The organism is Marinibaculum pumilum (genome assembly GCF_042646425.1).
Taxonomy (GTDB): domain Bacteria; phylum Pseudomonadota; class Alphaproteobacteria; order Ferrovibrionales; family Ferrovibrionaceae; genus Marinibaculum; species Marinibaculum pumilum.
In genome coordinates this window covers 144501-157228 of the sequence record NZ_JBHRTR010000019.1, presented here as the reverse complement: position 1 = coordinate 157228, position 12728 = coordinate 144501, and the positions used below count along the sequence as shown (strand labels likewise).

10 protein-coding genes are annotated in these 12728 nt (G+C 68.9%); 3 read left to right on the top strand and 7 right to left on the bottom strand.

What is annotated here, in order from left to right; genetic code table 11:
* Window positions 1–96: 96 nt before the first annotated feature.
* The 4 genes from metH to ACFOGJ_RS07560 form a co-directional block, all read right to left on the bottom strand.
* A complete protein-coding gene (metH, locus tag ACFOGJ_RS07570) occupies window positions 97–2799 on the bottom strand; it encodes a methionine synthase (protein WP_449288580.1) in 2703 nt (900 codons plus the stop codon).
* A 74-nt stretch (window positions 2800–2873) separates the two neighbouring features.
* A complete protein-coding gene (locus ACFOGJ_RS30320) occupies window positions 2874–3956 on the bottom strand; it encodes a homocysteine S-methyltransferase family protein (RefSeq protein ID WP_449288579.1) in 1083 nt (360 codons plus the stop codon).
* On the bottom strand, window positions 3953–4960 hold the full coding sequence (gene metF, locus ACFOGJ_RS07565) for a methylenetetrahydrofolate reductase (protein ID WP_379899242.1): 1008 nt from the start codon (window positions 4958–4960) through the stop codon (window positions 3953–3955). The genes ACFOGJ_RS30320 and metF overlap by 4 nt, the downstream gene beginning before the upstream one ends.
* Entirely contained in the window at window positions 4957–6009 is a 1053-nt protein-coding gene (locus ACFOGJ_RS07560; protein WP_379899241.1) for an ArsR/SmtB family transcription factor, read from the bottom strand. The genes metF and ACFOGJ_RS07560 overlap by 4 nt, the downstream gene beginning before the upstream one ends.
* Before the next feature lie 472 nt (window positions 6010–6481).
* Here ACFOGJ_RS07560 and ACFOGJ_RS07555 point away from each other — a divergent pair, with 472 nt between their 5' ends.
* Window positions 6482–7393, top strand: coding sequence for an MlaA family lipoprotein (locus ACFOGJ_RS07555; RefSeq protein WP_379899240.1), 912 nt, complete (start codon window positions 6482–6484; stop codon window positions 7391–7393).
* 210 nt (window positions 7394–7603) lie between these two features.
* Window positions 7604–8275: an MlaC/ttg2D family ABC transporter substrate-binding protein gene (locus ACFOGJ_RS07550; protein WP_379899239.1), complete on the top strand. Its 672-nt coding sequence runs from the start codon at window positions 7604–7606 to the stop codon at window positions 8273–8275.
* 36 nt (window positions 8276–8311) lie between these two features.
* Here ACFOGJ_RS07550 and ACFOGJ_RS07545 read toward each other — a convergent pair whose 3' ends face one another.
* The 3 genes from ACFOGJ_RS07545 to ACFOGJ_RS07535 all read right to left on the bottom strand — a co-directional run bounded on the left by ACFOGJ_RS07545 (window position 8312) and on the right by ACFOGJ_RS07535 (window position 10704).
* Window positions 8312–9838, bottom strand: a complete 1527-nt coding sequence (locus tag ACFOGJ_RS07545) for an ATP-binding protein (protein ID WP_379899238.1) — start codon at window positions 9836–9838, stop codon at window positions 8312–8314.
* Window position 9839: 1 nt separating this feature from the next.
* Window positions 9840–10352, bottom strand: a complete 513-nt coding sequence (locus ACFOGJ_RS07540) for a response regulator (protein ID WP_379899237.1) — start codon at window positions 10350–10352, stop codon at window positions 9840–9842.
* A 133-nt stretch (window positions 10353–10485) separates the two neighbouring features.
* A complete protein-coding gene (locus tag ACFOGJ_RS07535; RefSeq protein WP_379899236.1) occupies window positions 10486–10704 on the bottom strand; it encodes a hypothetical protein in 219 nt (72 codons plus the stop codon).
* A 370-nt stretch (window positions 10705–11074) separates the two neighbouring features.
* Here ACFOGJ_RS07535 and ACFOGJ_RS07530 point away from each other — a divergent pair, with 370 nt between their 5' ends.
* Window positions 11075–12679 carry a peptide chain release factor 3 gene (locus ACFOGJ_RS07530; protein ID WP_379899235.1) on the top strand — a complete coding sequence of 535 codons (1605 nt, stop codon included), beginning with the start codon at window positions 11075–11077 and terminating at the stop codon, window positions 12677–12679.
* Window positions 12680–12728 lie beyond the last annotated feature (49 nt).

Below are 12728 nucleotides of genomic sequence, written 5' to 3'. Positions count from 1 at the left end.
CAATGAAAAGGCCGGCCCGGCCCCTCAGGTCGGGGGGCCGGGCCGGCCGGCGGTCATGTGGGTGGCGCGGGCGTGGGGACGACCGGCGCCCCCGCCTCACGCCGCCTGTTCGGTCGCGCCGCCATTCTCCTCCGGCGCGTCGGGGTCGTAGTTCAGGTTCGGCGAGAGCCACCGCTCGGCCTCCGCCAGGTCCATGCCCTTGCGCTTCGCATAGTCGGCGACCTGGTCGCGCTCGATCTTGCCGACGCCGAAATAGCGGGCGTCCGGATGCGCGAAGTAGAAGCCGGAGACGCTGGAGGCCGGCCACATGGCGCAGGCGTCGGTCAGCTCCACGCCGGTATTTTTCTCCGCATCCAGCAGGCGGAACAGGGTGCGCTTCTCGGTATGCTCCGGGCAGGCCGGATAGCCGGGCGCCGGGCGGATGCCGCGATAGGCCTCCGCGATCAGCTCCGAATTGGACAGGTCCTCGTCCGGGGCATAGCCCCAGAATTCGCGGCGCACCCGTTCGTGCATGCGTTCGGCGAAGGCCTCCGCCAGGCGGTCGGCCAACGCCTTCAGCATGATCGACTTGTAGTCGTCGTGCTGCGCCTCGAATTCCTTGATCTTCTCCTCGATGCGGCCGCCGGCCGTCACCACGAAGCCGCCCAGCCAGTCGGGCGCCACGCCTTCCGGCGCGATGAAGTCGGCCAGCGCGTGGTTGGCGCGCCGGTTCTTGCCCTCGCCCCGCTTCATCTGCTGGCGCAGGGTGTGGATCACCTCAAGCCGCTCCTTGCGATCCTCGCCGGTATAGAGCGCGATATCGTCGTCGCCGATCCGGTTCGCCGGCCAGAGCCCGATCACCGCCTTCGCGGTCAGCCACTTCTCGCCGACGATCTGCTGCAGCATGGCCTGGGCATCGGCATAGAGGCTGCGGGCGACCTCGCCCACCTTTTCGTCCTCCAGGATGTCGGGGAAGCGGCCCGCCAGTTCCCAGGTCTGGAAGAAGGGCTTCCAGTCGATCCGGCTGACCAGCTCCGCCAGGTCGTAATCCTCGAACACCGTGATGCCGGGTCGCGCCGGCTCCGGCGGCTCGAAGGCATCCCAGTCGATCTTCGCCCTGTTGGCGCGGGCCTCGGCGATGGGGAGCCGCGCCGCGCCGCCGCGATCGCCGGCATATTTGGTGCGGATCTTGTCGTAGTCGGCGGCGATCTCAGCGACATAGTCGGGCTTGTCGCGCTTCGACAGCAGCTTGCCGGCCACGCCGACGGCGCGCGAGGCGTCGGTGACGTGGATCACCGCATTCTTGTAGTTCGGCGTGATCTTGACCGCGGTATGCACCTTCGAGGTCGTGGCGCCGCCGATCAGCAGCGGCAGGTCGAAGCCCTCGCGCTGCATCTCCTTCGCGACGTTGCACATCTCGTCCAGGCTCGGCGTGATCAGGCCGGACAGGCCGATGATGTCGGCCTTCTCCTCCTTCGCGGCGGCGAGGATCTTGTTGGCCGGCACCATCACGCCCAGGTCGACGACCCGGTAGTTGTTGCACTGCAGGACCACGCCGACGATGTTCTTGCCGATGTCGTGGACATCGCCCTTCACCGTCGCCATGACGATGGTGCCCTTCTCCTCGGTATTGCCGGAGGCCTTCTTCTCCTCCTCGATATAGGGGATCAGGTGGGCCACCGCCTTCTTCATCACGCGGGCGGACTTCACCACCTGCGGCAGGAACATCTGGCCGGAGCCGAACAGGTCGCCGACGACGTTCATGCCGTCCATCAGCGGCCCCTCGATCACGTCCAGCGGCTTGTCCGCCTGCTGGCGCATCTCCTCGGTGTCCTCCACAACCCAGTCGGCGATGCCATGGACCAGGGCGTGGGTCAGGCGGTCCTGCACCCCCTTCTCCCGCCAGGACAGGTCCTGCGACGGGCCAGTGGAGCCGTCGCCCTTGAACTTGTCGGCGATCTCAAGCAGCCGGTCGGTGGCGTCGTCGCGCCGGTTCAGGATCACGTCCTCGACCCGCTCGCGCAGTTCCTCGGGGATCTGGGCATAAACCGCCAGCTGGCCGGCATTGACGATGCCCATGTCCATGCCGGCCTTGATGGCGTGGTACAGGAACACCGAGTGCATCGCCTCGCGCACCGGGTTGTTGCCGCGGAACGAGAAGGAGACGTTCGACACGCCGCCGGAGACATGGGCGTGCGGGCAGCGTTCCTTGATCGCCTTTGTCGCCTCGATGAAGTCGACGGCGTAGTTGTTATGTTCCTCGATGCCGGTGGCGACCGCGAAGATGTTCGGGTCGAAGATGATGTCCTCCGGCGGGTAGCCGACGGTCTCCACCAGGATCCTGTAGGACCGCTCGCAGATCTCGATCTTGCGGGCGGCGGTATCGGCCTGGCCCTGCTCGTCGAAGGCCATCACGACCACCGCCGCGCCGTAGCGGCGCAGCAGCCGGGCCTGCTGCAGGAACGGCTCCTCGCCCTCCTTCAGGCTGATCGAGTTCACGATGCCCTTGCCCTGCAGGCATTTCAGCCCGGCCTCGATCACCGTCCACTTGGAGGAATCGACCATCACCGGCACGCGGGCGATGTCCGGCTCGGCGGAGATCAGGTTCAGGAAGGTCCGCATGGCCTCCTCCGAATCCAGCATCGCCTCGTCCATGTTGACGTCGATGATCTGGGCGCCGTTCTGCACCTGCTGGCGCGCCACCTCGACGGCGGCCTCGTAGTCGCCGTCCAGGATCAGCTTCTTGAACTTCGCCGATCCGGTGACGTTCGTGCGCTCGCCGATATTGATGAAGCGCTGCGATGCCTCGCTCGCCGTCATATTGCCTCCGATACGCTTTCGGGACGGCCTGCCGCCCCTCTTGTGTCTTGCTGCCGTGCGCGCGGCCGCCGGCCTCAGCTGGCCAGGGTGAAGGGCTCCAGGCCGGACAGGCGCATCGCCTTCGGCACCTCCAGCACCTCGCGCGGCTTCAGCCCGGCAACCGCTTCTGCGATCGCGCGGATATGCTCCGGCGTGGTGCCGCAGCAGCCGCCGACCATGTTCACCAGCCCGTCCTCCGCCCAGCCGCGCAGGAAGGCGGCCGTGGTCTCCGGCGTCTCGTCATATTCGCCCAGCTCGTTGGGCAGCCCGGCATTGGGATAGGCGGCGATCGGCACGTCGGCGATCTTCGCCAGGTCCACCACCGCCGGCCGCAGCTGCTCGGCGCCGAAGGAGCAGTTCATCCCCATGCTGAAGGGATGCGCGTGCCGCACCGAGTTCCACAGCGCTTCCGGCGTCTGGCCGGACAGGTTGCGCCCCGACATGTCGGTGATGGTGCCGGAGATCATCACCGGCACCTCCTCGTCGGTATCGTCCTGCAGCCGGCCGATGCCGAACAGCGCCGCCTTCGCGTTCAGGGTGTCGAAGATGGTCTCCACCAGCAGGACGTCGGCGCCGCCCTCCCACAGGGCGCGGGCGCTTTCCTCGTAGGCGTCCGCCAGCTCGTCGAAGCTGGTGTTGCGGAAGCCGGGATTGTTCACGTCGGGAGAGACGCTGGCCGTCCGGTTGGTCGGGCCCAGCGCGCCGATCACGAAGCGCGGCCGGTCCGGGGTCCGCGCGGTCACGGCGTCGGCCGCCTCGCGCGCCAGCTTCGCGGAGGCCAGCGAGATCTCCGCCGCCAGGTCCTCCATGCCGTAATCGGCCTGGCTGATCCGGGTGCCGTTGAAGCTGTTGGAGGAGGCGAAATCGGCGCCGGCCTCGAAATAGGCCTCGTGGATCTCGCGGATCACCTCCGGCCGGGTCAGCACCAGAAGGTCGTTATTGCCCTTCAGGTCGGACGGCCAGTCGGCGAAGCGGTCGCCGCGATAATCCTCCTCCGACAGCTTGTAGGCCTGGATCGCGGTGCCCATCGCGCCGTCGAGAACCAGAATGCGTTCGCGCAGGGCCTGCTTCATCGCCTTCTGGCGCTCGGCGCGGGCCGCCTTCGGGTCGCCGCTCATGCCGTCACTCCCTGGGTGGCCGCCGGCCGGCCGGCGGAGGCCGGCGCGGCGCCGGGATCGGCATCGGCGGGCAGGTCGGGCCGCGGCCGGATGCCCAGCATGTGGCAGATCGCGTAGGTCAGGTCCGCCCGGTTCAGGGTGTAGAAGTGGATGTCGTTCACCCCTTCCGCCTGCAGGCGGCGGCACTGCTCCACCGCGATCGAGGCGGCGACCAGCTTGCGGGTCTCCGGATCGTCGTCCAGCCCGTCGAAGACATCCTCCATCCAGGCCGGGATGCTGGCGCCGCACATCTGCGAGAAGCGCTTCACCTGCTTGAAGCTGACCACCGGCAGGACGCCGGGCACGACGGGGACGTCGATGCCCACGCTGCGCGCCCGGTCCAGGAAGCGCAGGAAGACGTCGGTGTCGAAGAAGTATTGCGAGATCGCGCGCTCCGCGCCGGCATCGATCTTCTGGCGCAGATATTCCAGCTCAAGCCGGCTGGAGCTGCTTTCCGGATGGATCTCCGGATAGCAGCCGACGCTGACCTCGAAATCGGCGATCCGCTTCAGGCCGGCGACCAGCTCGGTGGAGGTGGCATAGCCGTCCGGATGCGGCTTGAAATGCTCGGCGTCCGGCGGCGGATCGCCGCGCAGCGCCACGATGTGGCGGATGCCGGCATCCCAGTAGGCACGCGCCACGGCGTCGACCTCTTCGCGGCTCGCATCCACGCAGGTCAGATGCGCCGCCGGCTCCAGATCGGTTTCCTTGCGGATCCGTGTCACGGTGGCATGGGTGCGCTCCCGCGTGGTGCCGCCCGCGCCATAGGTGACGGAGACGAAGCGCGGCGCCAGGGGCGCCAGGCGCTGCACCGACTTCCAGAGGGTCGCCTCCATCTCGTCGGTCTTGGGCGGAAAGAACTCGAAGGACACCGCCAGGCGGCGGCGCTGCCCGATCTCGGCGAACAGGCCCTCCTGCAGCGCCTCGCGCGCGGCTTCGACGCTCCGCTTCGTTCCCGGCTTCATGATGCTGCCTCTCGTACTTTGTTCTCGGACAGGTAGGTGACGGACCCGCCGGCGTTGTCCGCCGCCGGCCGGTCGGTATCGTCTGCAGTGGCGGCGGCAGACGCCGCCGGCGCCCGCGCCGTCCAGATGCCCACCGTCAGCGGCTTGCCCGGCAGGTTGCGGCTCTCCCCCGGCTCCAGCCCGACGGAGCGGAACCAGCGGGCGACCTCCTGTTCGGCAAAGCCGAGCCGGCGATGCGCATGGGCGTCGCGCAGCTGTTCCTGGTCGTGCGGCAGGAAGTCGACCACGATCAGCCGGCCCCCGGGCCGCAGCAGGCGCGCGCCCTCCGCGATGGCGGCCGCGGGATCGTCGGCGAAGTGCAGCACCTGGTGGTACAGGATCGTGTCCGCGCTGCCGGCGCCCAGCGGCAGGCCGTACATGTCGCCAAGCCGCACCTGGCAGTTGGCCAGCCCGGCCTGTTCCAGGGCGGAGCGGGCATAGCCCAGCATCTCGCGGCTCATGTCGAAGCCGACCGCCCGCCGGGCCCCCGGGCCGAAAATCTCCAGCATCCGGCCGGTGCCGGTGCCGACATCCAGGAAGTCTCCCAGATCGGCGCCACCGACCATCTCCTTCAGGGCGCGCTCGACCTCCGCCTCGTCGACATAGAGGGAGCGGATCTGCGACCAGTGCGCGGCGTTGGACCGGAAATATTCGCCCGCCGCCTCCGCCCGGCCGTGGCGCACCGCCTCCAGCCGCGCCAGGTCGCGCTGCACCACCGCATCGTCGGTCGGCACCAGGCGCACCAGAGCCTGGGTCAGTGCCGAGCCGGGCTGCTGGTCGGTACCGTCAAGCCGGTCGCTCAGCCTGTAGAACACCCAGGCGCCTTCCGGATGACGGGTGAGCAGCCCGGCGGCGCAGAGCAGCTTAAGGTGCCGCGACACGCGGGGCTGGCTTTGCCCCAGGACGAGGGTGAGTTCCGAGACGGTCAGCTCCGCCCGGGCGCAGATCGCCAGGATCCGCAACCGGGTCGGTTCCGCCGCCGCCTTCAGCGCTGCCAGCAGCTGGTCCATGCCTTACGCCATTGCATCCTTGGTCAACATCGTAGACGCATATAAACATATCTTTATATCTCAGATCAAGGCCCATGCCCGAACCTCGTCTCAGCGTCCCGCGGCATTTGCGCAACAGCGCCTTCCTATCGCCGGGCCCCGCCTTTCGATTTCTCGCCTATGGCACAGCGCTGTGGTAGGGATTCGCCCTCTGTTGCCGAATTGCATTCTCCGGAACCGGCGGGGCGATCGCATCAGGGCGGTTTGGCATGCGGGCAGGTTGCCGGATGCCGGCCAGAATAAGGGGGAGATGCGCCGGTCAGGGCGTTTCCTGGCACGTCGGCCCGGGGTCGGCGGAGTCGGGCGGTACGCCGCCGGGCTCCCGGCCGGACTTGGGCCGGGGTCCCGAACAGGCCTTGTGCGGGCAAGGTCGCGGTGCAGCCCAACGGTGCAAGAGTACGGGTCCGAGGATGTGTTGAAAGATACGGTCGAAATGACGGATGCACCGGCGCCTGCAGGGTCTGCCGGCGTACCGGGCACCCGCAGACTTCATGGCCTGGCCATCATCCTGCCGCACTCGCAGCGCGCTGCCGCCGCGCTGCGCCGGACGATGCAGGGGCTCGTCCTGGGCGCCGCCTTCGGGCTGGCTGCCTGCGCCTCCATGGGGGAAAAGGCGGACGGCGGTTCGGCCGACACCAAGGCCGAAGGCAGCGGCGCGGCCGGCAGCAGTTCGGATCCCGCCGACCCCTTCGCCAAGCAGGACCCGCTGGAGCCGGTGAACCGCGCCATCTTCGCCTTCAACAACGGTGTCGATTTCTGGCTGCTGAAGCCGGCGGCGACCGCCTACCGCGACGTGCTGCCGGTCGGCGTGCAGCACGCGGTCGACAATTTCCTGACCAACCTGAACCAGCCGATCCGCTTCGCCAATTCGGTGCTGCAGGGCGATTTCGACAATGCCGGCAGGGCGATGGGCAAGTTCGCCGCGAATTCCTTCATGGGCATGGGCGGCATCATGGACGTGATGCCCGACACAAGGGTGCGCGACGCCGATTTCGGCGAGACCCTGGCCGTCTGGGGCGTGACCGACAGCGCCTACCTAGTGCTGCCGCTGATCGGCCCGTCCACGGTACGGGACGGCATCGGCTTCGCCGTGGATTCGCTGGCGGATCCGTTCAACCGCATCGCGCTGAACAACAATTACGATGCGTTCCCGATCGTCCGCGGCATCACCTCGGCCGTGAACACGCGGTCGCAGGTGCTGGGCGTGCTGGACGAGTTGGAAGCCACCTCCATCGACTTCTATGCCTCCATGCGCAGCCTCTACCTGCAGCGCCGTGCCGCCGATATCCGCGCCGCCAAGGGCGAGAGCGGGCCTGACGCCTCGGCCCTGCCGAAGTTCGATTGATCCGCAGCAGCGCGAGCCATGCTGCGCCTCTGGCTGCGCCTTTGACCGCGTCCCCGGCCGTCCTGCCGGCCACCACCCGGCCATGACGGTGTGGAACGGCACGTTGCCGCCCGGGGTTCGTCCCTATCCGGGGGTTCGTCCCCATCGACGGGGGCGGCATGCGGCGGCCTCCGGCCTGCCTCTTGTCCTTCAGCCTTGTGGAACGAGACCATGACCTCTCCCGCCAATGCAGCCACCGACCAGCCCGAAGCCGCGCCGCGTTCCCCGCGACGCCGCCGGGTGCTGTCCGGCGCCGCGCTGGCTGGCCTAGCCGCCCTGACCCTGCTGATCGGCGGCGGCGCGCTGCAGCCTGCCCGCGCCGACGACACCGCGGCGGCGCAGGCCTTCATCGAGAAGCTGGGCGACGAGGCGATCGGCTTCCTGTCCGACAAGTCCCTGACCCCGGAACAGCGGGCGACCAAGTTCGCCGCGCTGTTCCAGGACAAGTTCGCCGTCGAATCCATTGCCCGCTTCGTCGCCGGCGCCGCCTGGCGCGCGGCGCCGGAGGCGGAGCAGAAGGAATATGTCGACCTGTTCACCAATTTCGTGGTGAACACCTATGCGCAGCGTCTCAGCAGCTATTCGGGCGAGAAGCTGAAAGTCGGCGCCGCGCGTGCCATCGACGACAGCGTCGTTGTGAATTCCGAGATCGTGCAGCAGAACGGTCCGCCGACAAAGGTCGACTGGCGGCTGCGCAGCACCAGCGACGGCTTCAAGATCCTCGACGTGATCATCGAGGGGATCAGCATGGCGATCACGCAGCGTTCGGACTTCGCCGCTGATGCGCGCAACGGCCTCAACGGCCTGATCGCCGCCCTGAAGCGCAACCGCTTCTCGCAATAGCCGCCGCCCGGCCGTCGCCGCCGGCCCGCCCGCTTCCTAGCGGCTATCGGACGAACCGTCCGACGCCTCGTCCCACCGCCCCGGGGCCGCCGGCAGCACCACGCTGAAGGTCGAGCCCATTCCGAGCACCGAGCGGATCGTCAGAAGGCCGCGGTGCCGGTTGACGATATGCTTGACGATCGCCAGGCCCAGGCCGGTGCCGCCCAGGGCACGGCTGCGGGCCTGGTCGACGCGGTAGAAGCGCTCCGTCAGCCGCGGCAGGAATTCCCGCGGGATCCCCGGCCCCTTGTCGGACACCGCCACCATGACGCCGCCGCGCAGGCGGTCGGGCAGCGAACCCTGGCCGGCGGGGCCGGCCCGCTGCACCACCAGGTCGACCCGGCCCCCATCGCCGCCATACTTGATCGCATTGTCCACCAGGTTGTGCAGGATCTGCTCGATCTGGTCGCTTTCGCCGATCACCGGCGGCAGGTCGGCATCGACGGTCACGGTCAGGGTCACGCCGCGTGCCTCCGCCTGCGGCTGCTGCGCCCCGGCCACCCCGCGCGCCAGCTCCGGCAGGTCCACTTCGCCCGCCGGCGGGCTATGCTCGTTGAGTTCGATCTGCGACAGCGACAGCAGGTCCTGGACCAGCCGCGACATCCGGTCGGCCTGCTCCGCCATGATGGCGAGGAACCGCTCCTGCGCCTCCCGGTCGTCGCGTGCCGGACCCTGCAGGGTCTCGATGAAGCCGATCAGGGCGGCGAGCGGGGTCTTCAGCTCGTGGCTGGCATTGGCGACGAAGTCGGCGCGCATCTGTTCCGCCCGCTTCATCGCGGTCAGATCGTGCAGCAGCAGCATCGCCACCGCCCGCTGGCCGCTGCGTGCGGGTTCCGGTTTTGCGCCGCCGCCGTAGCGGACGCATTGCGCGCGGATCGTGCGTTCGGAATCCGCCAGGACGAACTCGGTCTCCGCCGCGTCGACCTCATGCGCCAGCACCCGGTCGGCCATGTCCAGCACCTGCGGATGGCGGATGGAGAAGGCGAGATCCTGTCCGGCGAGCGGCCCGAACATGTCGTTGGCGCGGCGATTGGCCCGCATCACCCGGCGCTCGCCGTCCAGGATCAGCAGCGGGTCGGGCAGGGCGTCGAGGATGCGCTCGGCCGCCTCCAGGCTGGCGGAAAGCCGGCGCCGCTCCGCCAGCTGCGCCTGCCGCAGCCCGTCGATGGCGATCGCCAGGCGGGTCAGGCCGGAACCGCCGCCACGCGGCGTGTGGCGCACCTGGGCAGGCCCCGACCCGGCAAGACCCTCCGCCTCGTCCCGCAGATGCCAGGTCAGGCGCAGCAGGCCGATCAGATGGCGCGCCATCGTCAGGAAGACGAGCAGCAGCAGAGCCAGCGCCGCCAGCGCCGCCACTGCCGGCGACAGGGCGCCGGTCACGGCCAGGGCCAGGAACACCAGCCCCACGGGGAGGGCGAATAGCCCGGCCAGGGGCAGGATCGGCGCCAGGCGCGGCATGCGCTGCGGCACATCCTCCGCCGGACGCGGCGGCGAAGCGGCGGCGGCATGCCTGCGCTCGGCCATCCTAGAGTTCCACCTCGCCGGCATCCTCGGCCGCGCCGGTGCCGCGGCGCTCCACCTCGAACGACTTCACCTGGCGCCGGCGGTCCGGTCCGAAGAAGCTGCCGGTCTTCACGAAGGGGCGGGGATTCTCGATCACCTCGACCAACCGGTCGTACATCGACGCAACGGAGACCGGCTTGGCGAGGAATTCCGTCACGCCGGCATTGCGGGCGGCCGCTACGATTTTCTTGGTGGCATGACCGGTCATCATGATGATCGGCAGGAACGGGGCATCGTTCCGCTCGCTGTCGCGCAGCATGCGGGTGAAGGTCAGGCCGTCGACCGGCTGCATGTTGTAGTCGGTCAGCACGATATCCACCGGCACTTCCTGCAGCAGCTTCAGGGCATCGGGCACATTGGTCGCCCAGTGGACGTTGACGATGCCGATCGCGCTCAGCACGGCGCCGACGAGACGCCGCATATTGGCATTGTCTTCCACCACCAGAAGCGTGATGCGATCGAAGCGGTAGGCCATCTCAGCCGGAATCCCCGAGGTCGCGCGAAGCGGCCGGCAGCGGGCCGGTCCGGCGTCCACCGTACAGGCATCGCGGCCAGGACAGCCCCAGACGCCGCTGCCGCAGACTGTCCCGCGGTCCGGAACGCCTGAATCAGGGACGCATGAACGTGTAGTCCTGCTCGTCGTCCAGGTTGTCGGCGGCGGAGATCAGTTCCTGACGGATATCCTCCGCGGCGCGTGACTGCTTGTAAATCGCAAGGACGCGGCTGAAAAGTCCCCGCGCGACCGTGTCCTCGTCGATTCCCTCGCGACCGGCTTCCTCGATCGCGGCAGCCACATGCCGCGCAATGATGGAATGCACACTGGCCATGCCGTCCTCCCCTTCTCGACCGGTTCCTGCCCGGCAGGATCCCCCCGGCCCGGCCGCGGCAATGCTTGCGCCCAAGCCGACAGGCGGACTATAGGAATGCGAAACCGGTGCCGCGAGGAACGCGTTGCCGCAGGACAACCGTTCGGGCGCGGGCGCGTCCGGTGCGGGAGCCGCAGGTCCGCGGCCACGCCATGCCTGGTGTCGCGGACGGCGGCGGCAGGGCCGCGGCGGCGTTTCCGTGCAGCTGTCAGCGCGGGCGGCCGGACGCCATGCGCGGCACGCGGTTCATCGACAGACGGTATATCGACAGTGGGGCCGGGACCGGAGCCGCCGGACCGTTCCGGCCCGTCTCCCCGAAGGCAGACGTGCAATGAACGGATCGCTCGCCGACGCCGTGTCGCGACGGCGCACATTCGCCATCATCTCCCACCCCGACGCGGGCAAGACCACGCTGACGGAGAAGCTGCTGCTGCATGGCGGCGCGATCCAGCTGGCGGGCGAGGTGAAGGCCCGCGGCGATCGCCGCCGCGCCCGCTCCGACTGGATGAAGGTGGAGCGCGAGCGCGGCATCTCCGTCGCCTCTTCGGTGATGACCTACGATTACGGCGACTGCACTTTCAACCTGCTGGACACACCGGGCCACGAGGATTTCAGCGAGGATACCTACCGCACCCTGACCGCGGTGGATTCCGCGGTGATGGTCCTCGACGCGGCCAAGGGGATCGAGCCGCAGACCCGGAAGCTGTTCGAGGTCTGCCGCCTGCGCGACGTGCCGATCGTCACCTTCATCAACAAACTGGACCGCGAAAGCCAGGATCCCTTCAACCTGCTGGACGAGGTGGAGCAGAGCCTGGCCCTAAACGTCACGCCGGCGAACTGGCCGATCGGCATGGGCCGCAGCTTCCGGGGCTGCTGGGACCTGTTCGAACCGGCCCTGGTCCTGGTCAACCGCGAGGGCAACCGCCAGGCCGCCGGCGGCGGCGGCCGGCGGATCCCGGTCAGCGGCCTGGACGATCCGGCGGTGGCGGAGCATCTGACCGCGGCGGAGATCGCCGAGCTGCGCGAGCAGCTGGAAATGGTGCAGGGCCTCTGCCCCCCATTCGACCGGGAGGAATACCTGGCCGGCGCCCTGACGCCGGTCTATTTCGGCAGCGCCCTGAACAATTTCGGCGTCCGCGAACTGCTGGATGGGCTTTCCGGGATGGCGCCGCAGCCGCGGCCGCAGGCCACGAGGGAGCGCACCATCCAGCCGGAGGAAGACAAGGTCACCGCCTTCGTCTTCAAGATCCAGGCGAACATGGATCCCAAGCACCGCGACCGGATCGCCTTCGTCCGGCTCTGCTCCGGCCATTTCAGGCGCGGCATGCGCCTGAAGCATGTGCGCTCCGGCAAGCCGATGGTGATGCACAACCCGCTCCTGTTCCTGGCGCAGGACCGCGAGCGTGCGGAGGAAGCCTGGCCCGGCGACATCATCGGCATTCCCAATCACGGCAACCTGCATATCGGCGATGCGCTGACCGACGGCGAGGAACTGCATTTCACCGGCATCCCCAGCTTCGCGCCGGAACTGCTGCAGCGGGTGCGCCCCGACGATCCGATGAAGGCGAAGCATCTGGGCCGCGCCCTGACGCAGCTGGCCGAGGAAGGCGCGGCGCGGGCCTTCCGCACCCGCCTGGGCAGCCAGTGGATCGTCGGCGTGGTCGGCGCGCTGCAGTTCGACGTGCTGGCGGACCGCATCCGCACCGAGTACGAGATCCCGGTCCGCTTCGAGCCGACGGAGCTGTATACCGCCCGCTGGATCGCCGGCGGCGACCCCGCCCGGATCAAGGCCTTCATCGACGGCAACAGCGCCGCCATCGCCGACGACCATGCCGAGGATCCGGTGTTCATGGCGCGCAATGCCTGGCATCTGGAGCGCGCGCAGACGGACTGGCCGGAGATCGAGTTCAGGGCCACCAAGGAACAGCTGAGCTGATGCCGGCGCGGCCCCCTGCCTGCGGCACCGGACGAGGCCGGGCCCCCGG